Below are 21,670 nucleotides of genomic sequence, written 5' to 3'. Positions count from 1 at the left end.
TAACACTCCTCATATTTCGATTCCAAAGATCCTTCGGGCAATCACCCCAACCAGGAAAGAGAAAGCGGCAACACCAAAACTGAGAAGGAACATCTCCAGAAAGTAACTGCCGAACCTCTTTTCCTTGACTACGGAGACAAAGAAAGTGAAAAAAAGGACAACAAGAGTGGCACCGATCAGTGTGAAAACCAGAGCCACAAAGGGGTTCTCCAGAATGAGAAAAGGAGCCACCAGTATCGCTACGGTGACAATGTAGGCAATACCCGTGTACAGTGCAGCCTTCAGAGGACTGGTTTTTTCGGTTTGTTCTTCTGCTCTCTGGGAGAGATACTCAGAGGCGGCCATGGAAAAGGCGGCTGCTATGCCCGTTATCAGGCCAGAAAGTCCCACTATCTTGGTGTTCTGAAAGGCAAAGGTGAGCCCCGCGAGTGCTCCTGTCAACTCAACCAGGGCATCGTTGAGGCCAAGAACCATGGAACTGACGTAGTTCAAGCGCTCCTCGTCGAGCATGTTCAGGATTTCTTCTTCGTGTCTTTCTTCGTCTTTCATGATCCTGACCACTTCGGGAATGTCTATCTTCTCGTAGGCTTTTTCGGCCTTTTTCTCGTTCCTCTCCATGAGTTTCAGGGCAAAGGTGAGACCAAACAGAGTGGCAAGTAGTATGTACCAGAAGACCAGAAGCATCGATGGCTTTGTCTCTTTCCCTGTGATCTTTCTGAACATCTCGTAGTGTCTTTTTTCATCTTCGGCTATGGAGAGAAGGATCTCTGCGTTCTTTCCAGAGACCTTTTTTGCCAGCTTTCTGTAAACGTGATACTCTGTGATCTCTTTTCTTTGGAACTCAAGTATTTCCTTCAACGCTCACTTCCTCCTCGACGGGATTGAAACACCTCACGAAGTGATTTTCCTCTATCTCAATGAGTTCTGGCAGCTCGGCCAGGCACCTGTCGACCCTCCTTGGACATCGAGGCAAGAAGGGACACACAGGCGGTATGTCCACCATTCTGGGAGGTTGACCGGGTATAGACTCGAGTTTTTCCAGCCTCTTGTCAACTCTCGGGATACTTCTCAAGAGCATCTTCGTGTACGGATGACGCGGAGAGTAGAAGATCTGATCGGACGTTCCTATCTCCATCTGTCTTCCACCGTACATCACCATGATCCTGTCTGCCATGGACGCGATCACACCCAGATCGTGCGTAATGAACAGAAGACCCGTTTTGAACTCTTTCTGTAGTTCTTTCATGAGTTCGAGGATCTGAGCCTGAATGGTGACGTCCAGCGCGGTTGTAGGCTCGTCCGCTATGAGCACGCTGGGGTTGCAGGACAGAGCGATCGCTATGACCACCCTCTGTCTCATACCGCCAGAAAACTCGAAGGGATAGTTGTTCATTCTCTTTTCTGGCTCGGGTATCCCAACGAGTTCCAGCATTTCAACGGCCCTGAGATAGGCCCTTCTTTTGTCGTATCCCAGATGATACCTGATCGTTTCCATGAGCTGGTCACCTATCGTGTACAGGGGATTCAAAGACATCATTGGATCCTGGAAGATCATAGCGATTTCCTTTCCACGGATTCTGTGCATATCTTTTTCGGGGATCTTCAGAATGTCCTGTCCTCTGTACAGGACCTGACCACTCACGATCTTTCCCGGGGGTTTTATGAGACGCATAATGGATTTTACCGTCACGCTCTTTCCAGAGCCAGTTTCTCCCACGATTCCAAGCACTTCGTTGGAGTTCAGAGAAAAACTCACATCGTTCACGGCCTTGACTATACCCTCTTCCATGTAGAACCACGTGCTCAGGTTCTTCACCTCAAGAAGCGCTGCCAAAGTCTTCACCTCCTAAGGACCAAAAAGGACAAGTTCCTCTGTTTTTGGATCGTACCTTGCAACACACTCATCTTTGAGAAACAGATAGATGTCTCCACAGTAATATCCGTTCTCGAAGAAAGAACTATCTCCTCTGAAAAAACTGTCCAGTGCCCTTTCCAGTATCACATCTTCTGTGGCGATTTTTGTTTCGGTGGCCGAAAGGACAACCCCTTCCTGAAACAGAGATTCAGCCAGTCTTTTTGCCTTTTCCTTCTTTTCTTCGCTCCAGTCCAGATGCAGGACTATGTCGTTTGGTGGCAGGATCATTCTGTCTTTCTCTATCACCAGAGCGTTTTCTTCGTTGTCCACAAAAGAGAACCTGTAGTGTTTTTCTATCAGGATCTTTTCCACCATTTCTTTAATCCCGTTATCTTTCACGTAGATCTTCTTCACATCCCACTTAACCCTGAAAAGCAATATAACGATCGCTATTGAAAACAGGATGAACCAGTGTCTTTTCATCGCAACTCACCCGGAAAATGACAGGCGACGAAGTGCCCTCCTTCGATTTCCCGAAGGGGTGGTTCTTCCCTGGCACAAACGTCCTTTGCAATAGGGCATCTTGGATGGAACCGGCATCCAGAAGGAGGATTTATCGGACTCGGTACATCTCCTTTCAGTATAATTCTCTTTCTCTTTTTGTTTGGATCGGGTATCGGTATCGCCGACATCAAGGCCACGGTGTAGGGGTGCAGAGGATTCTCAAACAGGGCCTTTTTTGGAGCGAGTTCCACTATCTTTCCGAGGTACATCACACCGATCCGATCGCTGATGTGCTTCACGACGGCAAGATCGTGAGAGATGAAGATGTAGGTTAACTTGTGTTCCCTCTGAAGATCCTCCATGAGGTTTATGATCTGGCTCCTTATGGAGACGTCGAGGGCTGCCACTGCTTCGTCTGCCACGACAAGCTTTGGCTCCAGTGCAAGAGCCCTTGCAATGCCTATTCTCTGCCTTTGACCACCGGAGAACTCATGGGGGAACCTGTAGATGTAAGCAGAGGGAATGCCGACGTCTTCGAGGATCTCTTTGACCCTTTCTTCAACTTCTTTACCGCGTGCGAGTCTGTGTGTGACAATTCCTTCTCTCACAATGCTTCTCACTCTCAGTCTCGGATTCAGAGAGCTGTACGGATCCTGGAAGACTATCTGCATTTCTCTTCTGAACTTTCTCCTTTTCTCCTTCAGATCATCAAGAAGGAGAGCCATGAACTTCTTCGGTGAAGCCTTTGCCTCTTCGAAGAAAAGGTGGGCGTACTTTCTGTCCACTCCATTGAGCTTTTCTATGTCATCTTTCTTCATCTTTCTGAACCTTTCCACATAAGTCTTTCTTATGTAGTCCTTTGCCCTGGAGCGGCTCATGAAGTAGTAGGTCGTGTCTTCTCCATCAACGATTATTCGTCCCGATGTTGGTTCGTACAATCTCAAAAGGGTCATTCCAACGGTCGTTTTACCACATCCCGACTCTCCCACCAGGCCAAAAGTTTCACCCTCGTTTATACTGAAACTCACACCGTCCACCGCTTTGACCCATCCGACGATCCTTTTGAAAACACCAGCCCTTATGGGAAAGTATTTCACGAGGTTTTCTACTCTCACGATTTCCTTGCTCACGTCTCACACCTCGCTTTTTGCGCGTCTGATCTCATCGAGTTTCTGCCAGAAGAAACATCTGACCCTGTGGTTTCCGATGTCTTCCAGTTCGGGTTCCTCAACATCACACTTTCCTTTCACGAAGAACTCACACCTTGGATGGAACTTACACCCTGTGGGGAAGTTGAGAGGATCCGGAACGTTTCCTGGAATACTCTTCAACCTTTCCTGATCTATATCGATTCTTGGAGTGGATTCGAGGAGTGCATAGGTGTACGGGTGTTTCGGTTCGTTGAAGATGGTCTTCACATCACCGTATTCAACCACCTTTCCAGCGTACATAACTGCAACCTTGTCGGACATCTCCGCAACGACACCCATGTCGTGGGTGATCAGAATGATCGCCATTCCGTACTCTCTCTGAAGTTCCTTCATGAGTTCGAGGATCTGAGCCTGGATGGTGACGTCCAGTGCGGTCGTGGGCTCGTCCGCTATCAAAAGGCTTGGTCTGCAGGAAAGAGCCATGGCGATCATCGCACGTTGTCTCATACCACCGGACAGTTGATGAGGGTACTCGTCGACCCTCTTCTCGGGTTCGGGGATTCCCACTTTTCTCAGCATGTCTATCGCCATCTTCCGTGCCTCTTTCTCCGAGACGTTCTGATGAAGCATGATCGCTTCCATTATCTGATCTCCTATGGTGAAGACGGGATTCAAGGCCACCATGGGTTCCTGAAAGATCATGGCGATTTCTTTTCCTCGTATCTTCCTCATCTCACTCTCTGAAAGTTCAAGAAGGTTTTTCCCTTTGAAAACGATCTTCCCATCCTCTATCCTTCCGTTTTGATCGAGAAGTCTCATTATGGAAAGAGAAGTTACGCTCTTTCCACTTCCTGACTCTCCAACGATACCAAGGGTCTCTCCTTCGAACACATCGAAAGAGACTCCATCAACGGCCTTAACAACACCATCTTCTGTATAGAAGTAGGTCTTGAGATTTTCCACTCGAAGCAAGGGTTCTTTCAACTTGATCCCTCCTTAGAATTTGAGCCTTGGATCGAATGCATCTCTCAGTGCATCTCCCAGCAGGTTCCATCCGAGCACGAACAGCACCATGGCGGTTCCCGGATAGACGAGAGCATACCAGTGTTTTCCGATCTCCATCATCCAGTCTCTGGAGTAACTGAGGATAGACCCCCAGTCCGCGTATCCCTGAGGTGCTCCAAGACCAAGGAAACTGAGCACAGCGGCCGTTATCACAAGGGATCCCATGTTCATGGATGCCCAGATCAGAACAGGGAAAATGGAGTTTGGAAGCACGTGTTTTAGTATGATGAGAAAGTCCGGCACACCGATCGCCTTCGCTGCGAGAACGTACTGTTCTTCTCTCACCTGCAGTATGTTCCCTCTTATGAGCCTTGCGGCACCCATCCAGCCGAATACGATCATCGCAATCATGACCTTGTCCAGGCCCGTTCCAAGCACCGTCGTAAGAACAACGGCGGCTATGAGAAACGGAATTGAAAGGAATACGTCGGTGATCCTCATGAGAAGTTCATCTATCCATCCTCCAAAGTATCCGGAGATGGAACCTATCAGGATTCCTATCAGAAGTCTGGCCAGGGTGACTATTATCCCTATTTTGAAAGCCGTCCTCGTTCCCCAGACAACTCCGTAGAATATGTCCCTTCCACCTATGACACCAAATGGATGATAATCCACACCACGTATCGGTTCTCTGTTAGGATTTTTCGCTATGGCGTCCTCTTTCGTAGTCGGTGGCTGAGGACTCTGATCCCAGCTCACAACGGGCATCAAATAGGGATCTGGGAGTTTCATCCTCGTGAGAGGATGAACGGGTGGTGCGATAACGGGCGCCAGAATGGCCACCACCGTGAAAAAAAGAACCAGAGAAAGTCCGAGCACAGCGGATGGATCTTTGAAAAATCTCTTCAGAATTCTCTTCAGCTCCTGATTCACGCCATTTCACCTCTCATCCGAGTCTTATTCTGGGATCTATGAGGGCGTACAGGATGTCTATAATGAGATTCCCTACCACCAGGATCGTGGAGAAGAACAGAGCAGAAGCCATGACGGACGCGTAATCGAGTTGGAGTGCTGCCTGTGCCGTGAAGCTTCCCACACCCGTTCTGTTGAAAACGGTCTCCACGATCACCGTTCCAGAGAACAACCCTATCACCATGCCTCCGGCCACCGTGGTGACTGGAATGAGTGCGTTTCTCTTGGCGTGCTTGTTTATGACCACGTCTTCTGGAAGGCCCTTCGCTCTGGCCGTTCTCACGTATTCTTTGTTCAAAACCTCCAGCATACTGGATCTTGTGATTCTCAAAAGATACGCCCACCAGAGCCAGGAGAGTGTTATGATGGGACCTATGAGGTGTTTCAGGCCGTCCCAGAAAACGTCGAGTCTTCCGTTCAGCAGGGCATCGACTGTGATGAGTTTTGTGTAGCGACGAAATTCAGGAGATCTGATCACCTCCTCAGCCCATAAGCTGAGATTTCCCGGAGGGAGCCAGTTCAGAATGCTGTAGAAGATCATCAAAACAAGCAGTCCAAAAACAAAATCCGGAAAGGACCATCCCACAACTGCGAATATCCTTATGAAATGGTCCAGGAATTTTCCTCTGTGTACAGCGGCTTTCACACCCAGCCAGATTCCAACGAATATAACCGGGAAAATGGCGTAAAGTGCGAGTTCAATCGTGTACGGCAACCTCTTCAAAAGGGCGTCTTTCACGGGTTCTTTTCCCACAAGAGACCATCCAAGGTCTCCTTTCAGGGTGTTGAGAAGCCATTTGCCGTACCGGATCACGAAGAAGTCGTTCAGTCCGTACTTTTCCTTCAATGCGTCCATCTGTTCTGGCGTCAGTTTGTCGAGCATGTTCGGATTCACATAAGCAGCCAGCAGTTTGTCAGGTCCAAGTGACTGGATCATGGAAAACACGATGAACGTTACACCAAGGAGTATCAGGGGAAGCAGAAGCAACCTTCGTATAACGTACGCTGTCACAGGGTACACCTCCTGGTCGATTTTCCTGATGCCTTCATATGATTATACAATAATCTGAACCTTTCTGAAGAAGATGAAGTCAAGGAGGTGTGGTATAATAATCATGGCTGAAACCAGGGGGCGAACGGGTTCGACGGGGATGGAGTCCCCTGGGAAGCGAGCCGAGGTCCCCACCTCCTCGTAAAAAAGGTGGGAACACGAATAAGTGCCAACGAACCTGTTGCTGTTGCCGCCTAATAGATAGGCGGCCGTCCTCTCCGGAGTTGGCTGGGCTCCGGAAGAGGGCGTGAGGGATCCAGCCTACCGATCTGGGCTCCGCCTTCCGGCCCGGATCGGGAAGGTTCAGGAAGGCTGTGGGAAGCGACACCCTGCCCGTGGGGGGTCCTTCCCGAGACACGAAACACGGGCTGCGCTCGGAGAAGCCCAGGGGCCTCCATCTTCGGACGGGGGTTCGAATCCCCCCGCCTCCACCAGAAAGGAAGGGGGTGCCGAAAGCACCCCCTTATATTTTGAAACGTGGTTTTAGACATTTTTTATCTTTTGTTTAATTATATCGTAATTTTTCTGTTATTTTTCCTTAAATCATAGCGCTTGAAGTCGCATGGAAAAAGTTGTATATTTATATTAGCAGTCATGAGTCGAGAGTGCTAAAAAATTTCCGAAGGAGGGATGAAGCATGAAGGTGATACCTCTCGGTGAAAGGTTGCTGATCAAACCCATCAAGGAGGAGAAGAAGACCGAAGGAGGAATAGTGCTTCCAGATTCAGCAAAAGAAAAAACCCATGAAAGCCGAAGTCGTTGCGGTGGGAAAGATAGAAGATGAAGAGAAGTTCGACATCAAGGTGGGAGACAAGGTGATCTTTTCCAAGTATGCCGGTACGGAGATAAAGATCGATGATGAAGATTACATCATCATCGATGTGAACGATATACTTGCGAAAATCGAAGAGTGAGGGAGGTGTGAGATATGCCGAAAGCTTTTGAAGTTCAACGAGGAAGCAAGAAGGGCTCTCGAAAGAGGTGGGACAAGGTCGCAAACGCTGTGAAGATAACCCTTGGACCGAAGGGAAGAAACGTTGTCATTGAGAAATCCTGGGGATCTCCAACCATAACGAACGACGGTGTTTCTATTGCAAAGGAAATTGAGCTCGAGGATAAATTCGAAAACCTCGGTGCTCAGCTCGTGAAGGAGGTTGCCTCTAAGACGAACGATGTCGCCGGAGACGGTACGACAACGGCAACGGTTCTTGCGCAGGCGATGATCAAAGAAGGTCTCAAGAACGTTGCAGCCGGTGCGAACCCGATCCTGCTCAAAAGAGGAATAGACAAGGCCGTTGAAAGGGCCGTTGAGGAAATCAAAAAGCTCTCCAAGAAACTCTCTGGAAGGGAAGACATCGCTCATGTTGCGGCGATTTCCGCCAACAGCCCTGAAATAGGAGAACTTATCGCCGAGGCCATGGACAAAGTTGGAGAAGACGGTGTCATCACGGTTGAGGACTCCAAGACACTCGAGACCTACGTTGAATTCACCGAAGGAATGCAGTTCGACAGGGGATACATCTCACCGTACTTTGTGACGGATGCAGAGAAGATGGAAGTCGTTTTGAAGGAACCTTTCATCCTCATTACCGACAGGAAACTCAGTGCTGTGAAGCCTCTGATACCGATTCTTGAGAAAGTTGCTCAAACAGGGAAGCCACTCCTTGTCATTGCCGAGGACGTCGAAGGTGAAGCTCTGACCACACTCGTTCTCAACAAACTCAAGGGAACGCTTCAGTCCTGTGCAGTAAAAGCACCTGGATTTGGTGAAAGAAGAAAGGCCATGCTCCAGGATATAGCCATCCTCACCGGCGGACAGGTTGCAAGTGAAGAACTCGGAATCAACCTCGAAGACCTCACACTCGAGGACCTTGGAAGGGCCGACCTTGTGAGGGTCAAGAAAGACGAGACCATCATCATCGGAGGAAAAGGAGATCCCGAAGCGATCAAGAAGAGAATCGCACAGATCAAGGCTCAGATAGAAGAGACCACATCTGAGTACGAAAAAGAAACTCTCCAGGAGAGAATGGCCAAACTCGCCGGTGGAGTCGCCGTCATAAAGGTCGGAGCCGCCACCGAAACAGAGCTCAAGGAAAAGAAGCACAGAATCGAAGACGCTCTGAGCGCAACTAGGGCTGCCGTAGAAGAGGGAATCGTTCCCGGTGGAGGAGTCACTCTCCTGAGATCCAGAAAAGCCGTAGAAAAGCTTCTCGAAGAGCTCGATGGTGACGAGAAGATAGGAGCACAGATCGTCTACAAAGCCCTCTCTGCACCGATCAGACAGATTGCAGAGAACGCTGGATACGATGGAGCCGTGATCATAGAGAAGATCCTTGCCAGCGACGATCCGGCTTACGGTTTCGACGCTCTGAGGGGCGAATTTGGAAACATGTTTGAGAAAGGAATCATAGATCCTGCAAAGGTCACAAGGAGCGCTCTCCAGAACGCAGCATCCATCGCGGGAATGCTCCTGACAACGGAAGTGCTGGTGGTCGAAAAACCTGAGGAAAAGAAAGAAACACCGTCTCTGCCTGAGGAATACTGATGACACGTATTGGGGGCGGACGCCCCCTTGTTTTTTTATCTGGTTGTGATACAATAAAAACGTCAATATCTCCTTTCAGGTATGGCGATCTTGCCGGTATCAGATCCAAGAAATCGTTTGAGTTGGTTCAATACTTCCTCCGAGGTCTTTAAAAAAGGGGCCCAATGGCCCCTTTTTCAGATCTTCAGATTCTCTTCAAACACTCTGGTCGTTTCTCCATCGATGTTACATATTCTTATCTCTTTTAGGGACGTGTCCGGATGATGGTCGATGAAATCTCTGATCGCTCTGGCGAAGATCTTTACCGCCCTTTCCTTCGGAAATCCGAAGATACCAGTGCTGATGGCGGGCATTGAAACGCTCCTCAGTTTGAGCTCGTGGGCTCTGAGAAGAGCGTTGTAAACCGCTCTGTACAGAAGTTCATCTTCTCCGTAGTTTCCACCTCTCCAGACGGGTCCCACCGCGTGGATCACGTACTTGGCCTTGAGATTTCCCGCTCCTGTCACCACGGCCTCTCCTGTGGGAACTCTACCGCGTTCTCTCACTATCCTGTCGCTTTCTTCCTGTATCACACTTCCACCTGCTCTTACGATCGCACCTGCAACCCCACCGCCGTGCTTCAGATATTCGTTGGCGGCGTTCACTATTGCATCTACTTCCTCTTTTGTGATGTCACCTTTCACGACCAGTATCTTTCTGCCTCTGTACTGTTGCTCTTTTCTGATCTCAGACATACCATCACCCCCGTACTTTTCAGGCCAGAGGTGTTTTAGCCTTTCAAGCAATTCCTTCTCAAATCCGGTTCCTTTCGGGGAAAATATCACCTCGTTTTTCAGCCTCTCTGGAAGGTAGTCGACCCTGACGAATCCTCCAAAATCGTGCGGATAGAGGTATCCTCTTCCGTAACCTCTCTCTTTCATTTCTTTCGTTACAGGGTTCCTCAAAAAGAGTGGCACTTCTTCCACTGGAAGCTCCTGTGCCTTTTTCATAGCGAGATAGACCGAGTTGCTCTTTGGAGCAAGAGAAAGATAAGCAGCACACTCCACCAGGTTCATCAAACACTCTGGCAGACCCACATGTTCAACGGCAAAAGCGGTGGAGACGGCCAGGATCAGTGCATTTGGATCTGCCAGTCCTATATCTTCACTCGCAAATATGATCATCCTTCGGGCAATGAACCTTGGGTCTTCTCCCATTTCTATCATCTTCACGAGGTAGTAGATCGCCGCGTTCGGATCGCTTCCTCTCATGCTCTTTATGAAAGCGGATGTGAAATCGTAATGCTCTTCCTTTGAGTAACTCACACTCTTTCCGAACAGGGTTTTCAGATCTTCTATGGTCACCTCTTTGTCTTTGAACACCTGGTAGACGATCTCGAGGGTGTTCAGCAATCTTCTTGCGTCCCCTTCAGCGTTTCTCACAAGTGCCTTTTTCACGTCGTCGTCCAGTTTCATATTGAGTTTCTTCACGGCCTTTTCAACGATTTCAAGAAGATCGTTTTCTGAGAGTGGTTTGAAGTAGAGTATCTTGCACCTTGAAAGGAGGGCAGGGATAACGGCAAAACTTGGGTTTTCCGTCGTGGTTGCAACGAGGATGATGTCTCCCCTTTCCACATGTGTGACCAGAACTGCCTGCTGGTTTTTGTTCAGCCTGTGTATTTCATCGAGGAACAGTAGAAGCTTTTTTCCGTATCTTTTCATCTGTTCTCCCCTTTTGAGCACGCTTTTTATCTCAGATACACCGTGGACGGTGGAACTCAGATAAACGACCTCTCCGTTGAAATACCTTTTCAGCAACGAAAAAACCGAGGTCTTTCCAGACCCCGGTGGTCCATACAGTATGGCAGAAAACATGTTACCCGTTTTCAGAGTCCTCCTCAGGATCCCGTCTTCACCGAACAGATGATCCTGTCCAGAAAAGTCATCGAAATCTTCCGGTCTGAGCAGTTCAGTCAACGGCTTTTCTGAAGTACTCAACGGTGAGTCTCAACCCCTCCTCAAGGGGAACCTTCGGTTCCCATCCGAGTTTTTCTTTCGCCTTTGTCCAGTCGAGGATACTCTTTCTCACATCGCCCTTTCTTGGAGGTTTGTAGACGGGTTCTCTGTTGTAACCGGTGATTTCCTTCAGCATGTGGAAGAGTTCGTTCACAGTGGTTCCTCTTCCCGTTCCGATGTTGAACACGTCGTTGTCTCCTCTCTCCATGGCAAGAAGATTCGACTCGACCACATCATCGACGTAAACGTAGTCCCTCACGTATTCCCCATCTCCGAATATGTAAACTTCCTCTCCCTTTAGCATTCTTTCGGTGAAAATGGCTACGACCCCGGCTTCTCCGTGGGGATCCTGCCTTGGACCGTAAACGTTGGCGTACCTGAGGACGGTGTATTTCAATCCGTACTCCCTGGCGAAGAAATCCAGGTACATCTCCACGCTGTACTTTGCTATGCCGTAGGGTGATATGGGATGGGGGATTTCTGTCTCCGGTGTAGGGAAAACTTTCACGTTTTCGCCGTAGATCGCCCCACCGGTGGAGGAGAATATGAACTTCTTCACCCCGTACTTTACGGATTTCTCAAGGAGCACGAGAGAACCAAGGATGTTCGTTTTTGCGTCTCTTGCTGGCTCTTTCACGGAAATAGACACGCTCGCCTGGGCTGCAAGGTGAAACACGTATTCGGGTTTATGCAGGGAGAAGATGCGTTCCATCATCTCTTCATCTTCTATGCTCTGCTCATAAAAGAGAGCGTTCTTGTTGAGATTTTGGACTTTCCCGGATGACAGGTTGTCTATCACGATGACACCGTAACCTTTCTCTATCAGCCTGTCCACCACATGTGAACCGATGAATCCTGCACCACCAGTTACCAGAACGTTCATACTATGCTTCCTCCTCTTCGTCCTCCTCGATCTTCTTCGCTTCCTCCGGTATTTCCTGGACGTTCACGATCCTCTTGCTTTCTTCGAGAAATTCTTTCAGTTCCTGCACTCTGCTCTCGTCGAAGTTCACCATGATGTCGTAGAACTTTTTGAACCTGCTTCTTGTGCGTGCATCCAGGAAGTGGGAAAAGTGTCGCGCCAGTTTTTCGGCCGTTGGAGAGGGGATTCCCATAACGTAGAAGAAAAAGTTCCTCAGTCTGTTCTGCGATCCTCTGAGGGATCTTGCCTTTCTCTTGCCCTTTTCGGTGAGGGTGATGTAACCGTACTTTTCGTACTCCACATATCCGAGTTCCGCGAGCCTTTTCATGGCGTTTGTTACACTGGGAAGACTGACACCCATCTTTCTCGCTATAACACTCACCCTCGCTGCGGGTTGGCTCTGAAGTATCTCCTGAATCACAGAAAGGTAATCTTCGAGTGCAGGTGTCAGCGTTTTCTTTCTTCCTCTAGGCATCTTATCAACCCTCCTTTATGAAACTTTTTGCTTTTTCTAAATCCTCCAGAACGATTTTTCTCAGTTCCTTGCTTCTGTTTCTCAGAAGATAACTTGGATGAAACGTTGGAACGATCTTCTTTCCGCCCAGCCAATCCATTGGATTTCCCCGTACCTTGGTTATGGAGACCTTCTTTCCATCCATGAAGAAGGACAGGGCAGTGGCTCCCAGAGCGACCACAACACTCGGATTTATTATTTCGATCTGTGCAAGCAGGAAATGCCCACACGCGAACATCTCTTCTGTGGTTGGAGTGCGATTGTTAGGGGGTCTGCACTTCACAACGTTGCAGATGTAGACATCCTCTCGCTTGATTCCCACCTCGTTCAAAAGTTCTGTCAGAAGCATTCCCGCCCTTCCAACAAAAGGTCTTCCCGTTTTGTCTTCTTCTTCTCCTGGACCTTCACCAACGAAGACGATCTTCGTGTCCAAGTTTCCTTCACCCACGACAACGTTCGTCCTTGTGAGATGCAGTGGACACGCAGTGCACCTTTCTACTCTTTCTTTCACTGTCTCCATCAATTCCTCTCTGGTGAACAACACTTTCTCCTCCAGAATCAGGTAAAATATTATCAGAAATTAATGGAACCTTACATAATTCTATCACCTTGCATACGGTTTTCGCAAATTCCCTGACCGGGGTGATTGCTGTGGCTTTTAAGTTTAGACTCCAGAGAATATACGCGGTTCGAAGAAAGGAAGAAGAAACTTTGAAAAATGATCTCTCAAAGATCTCTGAAAAGATCGAAAATCTCAGAAGCATTATACAACAATTGACCATCGAAAAGAAAAAAATAGAAAACAACTTTCTTCGGAAAGGTCTGCTTTCGAAGAAAGATCTACTCGAACTCGAACGTGGGATACGCTTTTATGAAATGGAGATAGAGAAGTATCAGAAAGAGCTACAGGAATTGCTGAAAGAGCAGGAAAGTATCAGAAAAAGTCTTCTGGAGAAGATGAAAGAAAGAAAGATGCTTGAGAAACTGAGAGAAAGAAAACTCAAAGAGTACCAGGCAGAGGAAAACCTGAAAGAGAGAAAGAGAATGGACGAAGTTGCAGAAAGGAAATTCTGGTGGAGCTAGTCATCCCTGAATCTGTACTGCAACGCCTCCGCCAGATGCTTCATTTCCACCCTTTCTCTGCCATCGAGATCGGCTATCGTTCTTGAGAGCCTCAACACCTTATCGATTCTCCTGCCGGAAAGCCCGTACCTTTCCACGTACCTTTTGAGCAGGTTCTCGCTTTTATCGTCGAGTTTTACGTGTTCTCTCAACATCCTGTGTGTCATCTGAGAGTTGTAGGAGATGGATGTGTCTTGAAAACGTCGTTTTTGGATTTCTCTTGCTTTCATGATTCGATCCCTTATGGATGCACTCTTTTCTCCTTCGGGTTTTCTCATCATCTCCTCGAAAGAAAGCTTCGGCACGTTCACGACGATGTCTATTCTGTCCAGAAGTGGACCCGATATCTTCTTCCTGTATCTCAGAATGTCCCTTGGAGAGCAGACACAGGGTTGTTTTGGATCTCCGAAGTTTCCACAGGGACAGGGATTCATCGCACCAACCAACATGAAACGGGCAGGGTAAGTGACGGTGAACTTTGCCCTTGAAACGGTGACGCAATGTTCCTCAAGGGGCTGCCTCAGAGCCTCGAGCACGTCCCTCTTGAACTCTGGTAGTTCGTCGAGAAAGAGCACACCGTTGTGTGCAAGGGAAATCTCTCCGGGTTTCGGTGTTGTGCCACCGCCGATGATGGAAACGGTGGAGGCTGTATGGTGCGGTGAGCGAAACGGTCTGATTCGGACAAGACCGGGATAACCCGCTGCACTGTACACCTTGCTCGTTTCGATGATCTCCTCTTCCGTCATCGGAGGGAAGATGGTGGGGATTCTCTTTGCTATCATCGTCTTTCCAGAGCCTGGATTTCCCACCATGAGAATGTTGTGAAACCCCGCTACCGCTATCTCGACGGCCCTTTTCACCATCTCGTGGTCCCGAACGTCCGAAAAGTCAACGGATCGATCCAGCACAGCTTCTTTTATCCCAACGTATTCAACTTCTTCCAACACCCTGTCTCCCCTCAGAAACTCCACGCACTCTCTGAGGGATTCCACCGTGTAGACGTGAAGGTCCTTCACACACGTTGCCTCTTCTTCGTTTTCTTTTGGAATTATGACGGTTCCTCTGAAGTTCCCAGAAAGGGCCAGAAGAACGGGTAGAATGCCACTTACCCTTTTCACTTCACCGTTCAGCGAAAGTTCTCCAACGGCGAGGATGTTTTCGCTCACCTGAACAATGCCCGTTGAAGCAAGGATACACAGGGCTATCGGAAGGTCGAGCATGGAGCCTTCTTTTTTCACATCTCCCGGTGCAAGGTTCACCACGAACTTTCCATGGGGAAGAGAAAACCCGCTGTTCAGAATAGCACTCTTCACCCTTTTCCTGCTTTCCTTCACGGCGGTGTCTCCGAGCCCCACCACATCTATATCGTTGAAAACGCTCCTGTTGTCGAAATCAACTTCCACGTCTATCTTCATCGCTTCTATGCCTTGAAGAGTGGCAGAAGAGAGTCGAGAGTAATTCACTCGATAGCCTCCCTAGGATCGTATTCTGCCTTCATTCTGTTCAGAGCCTCAAAAAGCGAGCCAAGACCATTTTGAATGCTCACTTTTACGAGCTCTTTTGAGTAGCGCTTCTTCAACTCGATCACACCGTCTTTCAGGGATCTTCCCACGTTTATCCTTATGGGAAAACCGATGAGATCCGCGTCCTTGAATTTGAATCCCGGTGAAACCTCGCGGTCGTCGAGGACAACCTCTTCACCCTTTTCCAGAAGAGCCCTGTAGATCTCCTCTCCGACACGCTTTTGATCTGGATCGTTCATGTTCAGGATATCGACGATGACCGTGTACGGTGCTATGGACAGGGGCCAGATCATACCGTTTTCGTCGTGGAAGTGTTCCACAACCGCCGCCATCGTTCTGGAAACACCCCAGCCGTAGCATCCCATGATGAAGGGTTTCATCTCACCGTTTTCGTCCATGAAGTAGGCTTCCATCGCTTCAGAGTATTTCGTTCCAAGTTTGAAGATGTGGCCGAGTTCTATTCCTTTTGTGGCTCTGAGGGGTTCACCGCACACGGGGCAGGGATCACCCTCCACAACGGTTCTCAGATCGCACCACTCATCAACTTTGAAGTCCCTCGGGTGGTTTGCATTGACGTAGTGTGTGTCTTTTTCCATACCACCCACGACGAAGTTCTTCAGACCTTTGATGCTGTGATCTGCCACCTTCTTCACGTTCGTGCCGATGGGGCCGATGAATCCGATGGGAACACCGAAGTCTTTCAGGACCTCCTCAGGAGTGGCAAGCCTCAAAGACTGGTCTTTCAGGTGGGATTTGAGCTTTGCCTCGTTCAGCTCCAGATCACCTCTTATGAGAGCCATCACGTACCCATCTCTTCCCACGAACAGAAGGGACTTCACTATCTTCGATGGAGGAACTCCAAGGAACTGTGAAACTTCTTCTATCGTCCTCACTCCGGGGGTAGGAACCTTTTCCAGGGGTTTTTCTTCCTCTTCCTCGACGGGGTATTCTCCCCTGTACTCGGCTTTTTCATCGCTTGCCTGGTAACCACATTTTTCGCAGTAGAGCACGTTCGTCTCTCCGATCTTTGCGGGAACGACGAACTCATGAGAAGCGTTTCCGCCGATGGCACCCGTTTCTGCCTCTATGACCATGTACTTCACACCGAGTCTTTCCATTATCCTCGAGTAAGCCTCTTTGAACAATTCGTAGGTCTCGTCCAGCGATTCCCAGCTGGAGTGGAAACTGTAGGCGTCTTTCATTATGAACTCTCTTGCTCTGAGAAGGCCAAACCTGGGCCTGATCTCATCCCTGTACTTGTTCGCTACTTGATAGACAACGAGGGGAAGCTGTCTGTAGGAGCGAAGTTCGTTCTTCACAAGGTCTGTCACGATCTCTTCGTGTGTGGGTCCGAGTGTGAAGTCTCTTTCGTGTCTGTCCTTGAGTTTCATCATCTCAGGACCGTAGTCGTCCCATCTGCCGGACCTCTTCCATAACTCGGCGGGCTGGAGAATGGGCATGAGGATCTCCTGTGCACCTATTCTGTTCATTTCTTCGCGTACGATGTTCTCTATCTTGAGAAGAACCCTTCTTCCCAGTGGCAGGTAGGTGTATATCCCGGCGGCCACCTTTCTTATGAATCCACCGCGCAGAAGGTACTCATGGCTCACCGTTTCCACGTCAGAAGGAGTTTCCTTGAGCGTTGGGGCGTACAGCTGTTTCATTCGCAAGGCCGATCTCCTCCTCGATTACGAGTTCTTTTGAAACTATTGTATCATAAGGACTGAAGGAGGGAATATGGTGCGCTACAGAAAACTCAGCGATCATCTGAAGGAAAGGTATGGCGAGAGGGTTCAGAGAATAGTCATCTTCGGGGGATTTTCCTGCCCCAACAGGGATGGAACGAAGGGAACGGGAGGGTGTATCTACTGTGATGCCACGGGAAGCGGTTTCACCACACTCATGAAACTACCCATCAGAGAACAGGTGCTCAGAATGAAGGAAAGGTATGAAAAGAGGGGAATCAGAAAGTTCATCGCTTACTTTCAGGCGTTCAGCAACACGTACGCTTCCATCGATGAACTCAGAAAAAAGTACGAGGAAGCCCTGGTGGATGACAGCATAGTTCAGCTCTCCGTCTCCACAAGGCCCGATCTTGTTCCCGAAGAAGTGCTGGATCTTCTGGAGGAGTTCAAAAGGAAAGTGGACGTTTCCGTTGAACTGGGCCTTCAGACGGCAAATTACAGGACCCTCAGAAAGATCAACAGGGGACACACACTCGCAGAGTTCGTGGATGCTGCTGTCAGGGTGAAGAGAAGGGGAATGGAACTTGTGGTCCACGTGATACTGAACCTGCCGTGGGACGACATGGAAGATGTGGTGGAAACGGCGAAACTTCTTTCGGCTCTCGATGTTGACGGTGTGAAACTTCACTCCCTTTACGTGGTAGAGGGAACCAAACTCGCTGAGATGTACCGGAAGGGAGAGATAGAGATCTGCAGTCTCGAAGAGTACATAGAAAGGGTGATCACCTTCTTGGAGTACCTGTCACCGAAGGTGGTCGTTCACAGACTGGTCGCCGATCCACCGAAAGAAGGCACGATATTTGCAAACTGGGGAAAGAGCAAGATAGAGATCATCAACATGATAGAAAAGGAACTCGAAAGGAGAGATACTTATCAAGGCAAAAGGTTCGATTATCTTAACAGGTAGTCTGTTTCTTCTGCTCTCCGGCTGCTTTTTTGTTCCAAGGCACACACTCTCTTTCCTCGTGTGGATAGCCGCAGACAACGATCTGGAAAAATACGTATCTCAGGACCTGGAGGAGATGAAAGAAAACCCATCTTGGATAGAAGTTTTCGCTATGGTCGATTATGCGTCCGCTTCTGATACCCTGTACCGTGTGGAAAGTGATCTGGTACCTCTGGAAACGTTCAACGAGATAGATTCCGGTGATCCAGAGGCTCTTTCTTCCTTTCTGAAAGAGTACCGGGGAAACGATCTTTCCTTCCTTGTGATCTGGAATCACGGTGACTGGTGGCGTGGTGAAGCCCAGGTGAAGACGAAGGGTGTGGCTTACGATGTAAAAAACTCAGATTTTCTCTCGGTGAAAGAGATAAAGAACGTTTTAAAAAACTCTCCTGTCACGATACTTGGCTTTGATGCCTGTCTGATGGGAACTTTCGAGATCCTGTGGGAATTCAAAGACTGTGCAGAGTACATTGTGACCTCCTCCAAGGAGATTCCAGAAGAGGGCTGGGACTACACCGCATTGAGGGGGGTAACAGATCTTCCTTCGCTTCTTTCCAGAGTCGTTCAAAAATATTACGAGGGTTACGGGGAAGATTTTTCTTTGAGCGTCTGGGACACCTCGAGGCTGGATGAAATCATGTACTGGCTGAACAGAGTTTCTCAGTACATGATGGAAAAGGAGATCTCGCCGTGGAGTTTCACCGTTGAAAGAAGAAAAGCAGAAGGTGTTTTCACCGAACTCATAGAACTTGGAAGTTTTGCAGAAGCACTCTACGGGTCTTCAGACGATACCCTCAGATATTATGGGGAAAAGCTTCATGGTGCCATCGTTTCTGCCAGAATCTACGGAACACCGGAAGGCTACAGAGATCTTCTCATCTATCTGCCGGAGAACATGAAAAACCCTGAGTACTGGGATGATTTTTCCGCACTGAGTGACTTCATAACAGACAGTTTTTGGGACGATCTCATTTCGTACTGGAGGGATAGAGATTGAAGAGGGTGAGCACGAACCTTGCCTGGATAGGTGTGATCTTTTCGATCGCAAGCACCGTGCTGCTGGTAAAATATTACGGGGAAATCCTCGCCGGAAGGCAAGTTCACGTCTTCGGTCTCACGGCACTTTTTCTCTCGATGATTTCTTCTCTTTCTCTTTTTGTTGTCTACAGGCAGTGGACGGTCTTGCTGAACGAAAACGCTTTGAAAACGCAAAGGCTGGCGGAAAGCCACGGTTTTGATCTGAAAGGAGTACTGCTGGTTCCAAACTGGACGTATTTCACCTTCGTTCTTTTCTGGTTTCTTTCCTTTCTTTTTCCGGAGGTGTGGCTGTTTTCGCTTCTTCAGGTGGTGTTCTTTGTAACCTTTCTGCACTTTCTTTTCGAAGCAGCCAGGCACCTTCAGGAGGAAAAAGTACGTCTTTACCGTGTGCTGTTCGATGTAGAGTTTCGGCCCATCATAAAGGAAAGAAACGTTCTAACTGTTCTTCTGCTCACTTTGATCACATTCGGCGTGTACTGGCTGTATCTGATCGTTGAACTTTCAAAGGAAATCAACGAATTTCTCGATGCCGACGAGAGAACCATGAAGAATCTGGAGGTGAAACCGTGAAGGCCTGTCCGAACAAGGAAAGGAACCTCTCCTACTGCAACTGTTCATATCCTGGCTGTCCGAGGAAGGGTATCTGCTGTGAGTGTATGCACTACCACAGACAGCACGGAGAACTTCCGGCGTGCTATTTCCCGAACGACGCGGAAAGAACCTGGGACAGGTCCATCGAGCATTTCAAAAAGGTGGTGTGAGGTTTTCCTCACACCACCTTTGAAACAAGTTCACACACCTTTTCAAGGAACCTCCTGTCTTCCTCGGAAAACGGAGAAAAGCTGTGTGAATCTATATCGAGTTCTCCGATGATCCTTCCGTCTTTGAATATGGGAACGACGATTTCTGCCTTCGTTTTCGGGCTGCAGGAGAGGTAGTTCGTCTCTTTGCTGACATCCTGGACAACGAAGGTCTTTTCTCTTTCGGCGGCCTGGCCACAGATTCCAACACCGAAGGGTATCTCAACGTGTTCTGTGGGCTCTCCCACAAAAGGACCGAGTTTCAGTTTTCCGTCTTCGACGAAGTAAAAACCAACCCAGTCGTAGTAAGAAACGTGGTTTCTCAAAAATCCACAGAGATCTCCAAGGGCGTCTTTTCCTCTTTCCAGGATTTTCTCGATCTCCTTCATCAGTGAATCGAAGTACTCTTTCTTTCGCGGGTAATTTCCTTTCTCTTTGCCTTTTCGAAACTCTATCACCGCCTGAAGGGTGGCGAGTGAAAGTTCTTTGAGAAGGCCCTTCCTCCAGAGGGAGAAAACGTCCACGATCACGATCTTTTCTCTCTCACCGTCCACGACGACCCAGTCTGAGATACCAAGAAGTGACATGAGAAACACGGAGAAGTCTTCTCTTTTCAAATCAAGAAACTCTTCTCTTTCAGAAAGTGCTTCAGCACACTCCACCTTCTTGTTTCTTGAGATGTCCAGCCATTCCCATTTGAACCGGTCGAGTTCTCTTCTTTCCGTGTTCCAGAGGATCTCCTTTATCTTTTCCTCGTCCAGTTCGAGTTTTTTCTCGTAGTTCGGTATTATCGGACCGAACTTCTTTCTGAGTTCTTTCCAGAAGTCTATCCACTTTGTTTTGTCCCATCTCAGAATTTCAAGGCACTCTTCAGTTTTGTTCTGCACGATGCTCCTCATGGGATTCCCTCCTTTATGATCGCTCCTCCAAGGAGTGTGTCTTCGTCGTAGAAGGCAGCGATCTGACCTGGTGTCACTGCAAATATCTTCTTTTCAAATCGAACTTCCACTTCAGAATTTTTCACCCTGACGATCGCCGGTGCCTCCTCTGCTTTCTTTCTCACCCTGCAGACACATCTGAACTCTTCCGGAAGATCGACGTGCCATACGGGATCGACGGCGATCAGTCCAGAGAAGAAAACACCTTCCAGACCAGAGACCACAACGACGTTGCTTTCTGGTATCTTCTCTCTCACGTAAAGTCTTTCACCGAACTTTTCTATCTTCAGTCCTTTCCTCTGGCCGACCGTGTAGAGTGGATAACCTCTGTGGTGTCCGACGACTTCGCCTTTTTCTGTGATCACCTTTCCTTCTGAAAGGGTTATTCCTTCATCTTTCAGAAAGTTTTCGATGCTTCCATCCGGTATGAAACACACGTCCTGGCTTTCCTGTTTCTTTGCCACGTGTATACCGGCCTCTTCTGCGATTCTCCTGATCTCTTCCTTCGTGTAGATGCCGTTTGGAAAGAGAAGTTTCTCTATCCTCCAGGGTTCTATCCTGGCAAGGAAATACGATTGATCTTTTTTTCCGTCCACGCCCTTCTTTATTACCTTTTTTCCGTATTTGCCACTGAACTCAACACGCGCATAATGCCCGCTTGCGAAAGCGTCGAATCCTTGCGAAAGTACGTAGTCCATGAAGTATCCAAACTTCACATACCTGTTGCAATGGACGCAGGGATTGGGAGTGAGTCCTCTGAGCAGATCCCTCTTGAAAGGTTCTATGACCTTTTCTCTGAAGACTTCTCTCACATCGACGATCTCTATTTCCACGCCCAGAGAGCGAGCGATCCTTATCGCATCGGCTGTGTCAGAGGGACTGCAACAGACCTTCTTTTTTATCTCTTTTTTCAGGAAGAACTCGTCTTCTTTTGTTTTCATGTGGAATGCCTTCACCTCGTGTCCTTCTTTGAGAAGAAGATACAGGGCAACAGCACTGTCCACGCCGCCACTCAGAGCCACACCTACTTTCAAGTTCGCACCTC

20 protein-coding genes, 1 other RNA gene and 2 pseudogenes are annotated in these 21,670 nt (G+C 48.6%); 8 read left to right on the top strand and 15 right to left on the bottom strand.

Going from position 1 to position 21,670, the window contains the following annotated elements:
• Positions 1-9: 9 nt before the first annotated feature.
• The 7 genes from CTN_RS00825 to CTN_RS00795 are packed head-to-tail and all read right to left on the bottom strand — an operon-like array spanning position 10 to position 6,499.
• Positions 10-858, bottom strand: coding sequence for a VIT1/CCC1 transporter family protein (locus tag CTN_RS00825; protein ID WP_012645060.1), 849 nt, complete (start codon positions 856-858; stop codon positions 10-12).
• The gene (locus tag CTN_RS00820; RefSeq protein ID WP_038066359.1) at positions 842-1,834 is read right to left on the bottom strand and encodes an ABC transporter ATP-binding protein; all 993 of its coding nucleotides are present in this window, start codon (positions 1,832-1,834) and stop codon (positions 842-844) included. Before CTN_RS00820 ends, CTN_RS00825 begins: the two co-directional genes overlap by 17 nt.
• A gap of 12 nt (positions 1,835-1,846) precedes the next feature.
• Entirely contained in the window at positions 1,847-2,338 is a 492-nt protein-coding gene (locus tag CTN_RS00815) for a hypothetical protein (protein ID WP_012645058.1), read from the bottom strand.
• Positions 2,335-3,489, bottom strand: a complete 1,155-nt coding sequence (locus tag CTN_RS00810; protein WP_012645056.1) for an ABC transporter ATP-binding protein — start codon at positions 3,487-3,489, stop codon at positions 2,335-2,337. The genes CTN_RS00815 and CTN_RS00810 overlap by 4 nt, the downstream gene beginning before the upstream one ends.
• Before the next feature lie 3 nt (positions 3,490-3,492).
• A complete protein-coding gene (locus CTN_RS00805; RefSeq protein ID WP_012645055.1) occupies positions 3,493-4,494 on the bottom strand; it encodes an ABC transporter ATP-binding protein in 1,002 nt (333 codons plus the stop codon).
• Between the two features lie 12 nt (positions 4,495-4,506).
• The gene (locus CTN_RS00800) at positions 4,507-5,448 is read right to left on the bottom strand and encodes an ABC transporter permease (RefSeq protein ID WP_012645054.1); all 942 of its coding nucleotides are present in this window, start codon (positions 5,446-5,448) and stop codon (positions 4,507-4,509) included.
• Between the two features lie 13 nt (positions 5,449-5,461).
• Positions 5,462-6,499, bottom strand: coding sequence for an ABC transporter permease (locus CTN_RS00795; protein WP_038066356.1), 1,038 nt, complete (start codon positions 6,497-6,499; stop codon positions 5,462-5,464).
• A 116-nt stretch (positions 6,500-6,615) separates the two neighbouring features.
• Between CTN_RS00795 and ssrA the strand changes: the two genes are divergently transcribed.
• The 3 genes and pseudogenes from ssrA to groL all read left to right on the top strand — a co-directional run bounded on the left by ssrA (position 6,616) and on the right by groL (position 9,083).
• Positions 6,616-6,972, top strand: a transfer-messenger RNA (tmRNA) gene (gene ssrA, locus CTN_RS09680).
• 203 nt (positions 6,973-7,175) lie between these two features.
• Positions 7,176-7,452: pseudogene (groES, locus tag CTN_RS00790) on the top strand (co-chaperone GroES).
• Positions 7,453-7,464: 12 nt separating this feature from the next.
• Positions 7,465-9,083, top strand: a pseudogene (gene groL, locus CTN_RS00785) (chaperonin GroEL).
• Between the two features lie 176 nt (positions 9,084-9,259).
• On the opposite strand, the gene CTN_RS00780 reads toward groL, so the two are convergent.
• The 4 genes from CTN_RS00780 to tmung are packed head-to-tail and all read right to left on the bottom strand — an operon-like array spanning position 9,260 to position 13,054.
• A complete protein-coding gene (locus CTN_RS00780) occupies positions 9,260-11,038 on the bottom strand; it encodes an AAA family ATPase (protein ID WP_244857359.1) in 1,779 nt (592 codons plus the stop codon).
• Positions 11,031-11,960 carry an SDR family oxidoreductase gene (locus CTN_RS00775; RefSeq protein WP_012645048.1) on the bottom strand — a complete coding sequence of 310 codons (930 nt, stop codon included), beginning with the start codon at positions 11,958-11,960 and terminating at the stop codon, positions 11,031-11,033. Before CTN_RS00775 ends, CTN_RS00780 begins: the two co-directional genes overlap by 8 nt.
• A gap of 1 nt (position 11,961) precedes the next feature.
• On the bottom strand, positions 11,962-12,474 hold the full coding sequence (locus CTN_RS00770; RefSeq protein WP_012645047.1) for a metal-dependent transcriptional regulator: 513 nt from the start codon (positions 12,472-12,474) through the stop codon (positions 11,962-11,964).
• A 4-nt stretch (positions 12,475-12,478) separates the two neighbouring features.
• The gene (gene tmung / locus CTN_RS00765) at positions 12,479-13,054 is read right to left on the bottom strand and encodes a type-4 uracil-DNA glycosylase (protein ID WP_038066346.1); all 576 of its coding nucleotides are present in this window, start codon (positions 13,052-13,054) and stop codon (positions 12,479-12,481) included.
• 110 nt (positions 13,055-13,164) lie between these two features.
• On the opposite strand from tmung, the gene fliJ reads away from it, so the two are divergent.
• Positions 13,165-13,596 carry a flagellar export protein FliJ gene (fliJ, locus tag CTN_RS00760; protein ID WP_038066343.1) on the top strand — a complete coding sequence of 144 codons (432 nt, stop codon included), beginning with the start codon at positions 13,165-13,167 and terminating at the stop codon, positions 13,594-13,596.
• On the opposite strand, the gene CTN_RS00755 is transcribed toward fliJ, so the two are convergent.
• Both CTN_RS00755 and CTN_RS00750 read right to left on the bottom strand, forming a co-directional pair.
• Positions 13,593-15,098 carry a YifB family Mg chelatase-like AAA ATPase gene (locus tag CTN_RS00755; protein WP_012645044.1) on the bottom strand — a complete coding sequence of 502 codons (1,506 nt, stop codon included), beginning with the start codon at positions 15,096-15,098 and terminating at the stop codon, positions 13,593-13,595. The two genes, fliJ and CTN_RS00755, sit on opposite strands and share 4 nt — an antisense overlap.
• Complete coding sequence (locus CTN_RS00750) at positions 15,095-16,828, bottom strand: proline--tRNA ligase (RefSeq protein ID WP_012645043.1); 1,734 nt, start codon at positions 16,826-16,828, stop codon at positions 15,095-15,097. Before CTN_RS00750 ends, CTN_RS00755 begins: the two co-directional genes overlap by 4 nt.
• Before the next feature lie 70 nt (positions 16,829-16,898).
• Here CTN_RS00750 and mnmL point away from each other — a divergent pair, with 70 nt between their 5' ends.
• The 4 genes from mnmL to CTN_RS00730 are packed head-to-tail and all read left to right on the top strand — an operon-like array spanning position 16,899 to position 19,648.
• Positions 16,899-17,810, top strand: a complete 912-nt coding sequence (gene mnmL / locus CTN_RS00745; RefSeq protein WP_038066341.1) for a tRNA modification radical SAM protein MnmL/YtqA — start codon at positions 16,899-16,901, stop codon at positions 17,808-17,810.
• 58 nt (positions 17,811-17,868) lie between these two features.
• Positions 17,869-18,846 (top strand): clostripain-related cysteine peptidase, encoded by a 978-nt coding sequence (locus CTN_RS00740; RefSeq protein ID WP_012645041.1) that lies wholly within the window; start codon positions 17,869-17,871, stop codon positions 18,844-18,846.
• Positions 18,847-18,851: 5 nt separating this feature from the next.
• On the top strand, positions 18,852-19,457 hold the full coding sequence (locus CTN_RS00735) for a DUF4234 domain-containing protein (protein ID WP_231555953.1): 606 nt from the start codon (positions 18,852-18,854) through the stop codon (positions 19,455-19,457).
• The gene (locus tag CTN_RS00730; RefSeq protein ID WP_012645039.1) at positions 19,454-19,648 is read left to right on the top strand and encodes a DUF6485 family protein; all 195 of its coding nucleotides are present in this window, start codon (positions 19,454-19,456) and stop codon (positions 19,646-19,648) included. The genes CTN_RS00735 and CTN_RS00730 overlap by 4 nt, the downstream gene beginning before the upstream one ends.
• An 8-nt stretch (positions 19,649-19,656) precedes the next feature.
• On the opposite strand, the gene CTN_RS00725 is transcribed toward CTN_RS00730, so the two are convergent.
• Positions 19,657-20,586 (bottom strand): GAF domain-containing protein, encoded by a 930-nt coding sequence (locus tag CTN_RS00725; protein WP_012645038.1) that lies wholly within the window; start codon positions 20,584-20,586, stop codon positions 19,657-19,659.
• Positions 20,583-21,659 (bottom strand): tRNA 2-thiouridine(34) synthase MnmA, encoded by a 1,077-nt coding sequence (gene mnmA, locus CTN_RS00720; RefSeq protein ID WP_012645037.1) that lies wholly within the window; start codon positions 21,657-21,659, stop codon positions 20,583-20,585. The genes CTN_RS00725 and mnmA overlap by 4 nt, the downstream gene beginning before the upstream one ends.
• Between the last annotated feature and the right edge of the window lie 11 nt (positions 21,660-21,670).

Origin of the sequence: Thermotoga neapolitana DSM 4359 (assembly GCF_000018945.1) — a bacterium.
Lineage (GTDB): Bacteria > Thermotogota > Thermotogae > Thermotogales > Thermotogaceae > Thermotoga > Thermotoga neapolitana.
Note: the sequence above shows the minus strand (reverse complement) of the source record. Positions and strands in the feature narration are given on the sequence as shown.

Bases quoted from the DNA above. Each gene is read 5' to 3' on its own strand.
- CTN_RS00770 (WP_012645047.1), bottom strand. From the start codon at position 12,474: ATGCCTAGAGGAAGAAAGAAAACGCTGACACCTGCACTCGAAGATTAC.
- CTN_RS00815 (WP_012645058.1), bottom strand. From the start codon at position 2,338: ATGAAAAGACACTGGTTCATCCTGTTTTCAATAGCGATCGTTATATTG.
- CTN_RS00725 (WP_012645038.1), bottom strand. From the start codon at position 20,586: ATGAGGAGCATCGTGCAGAACAAAACTGAAGAGTGCCTTGAAATTCTG.
- CTN_RS00775 (WP_012645048.1), bottom strand. From the start codon at position 11,960: ATGAACGTTCTGGTAACTGGTGGTGCAGGATTCATCGGTTCACATGTG.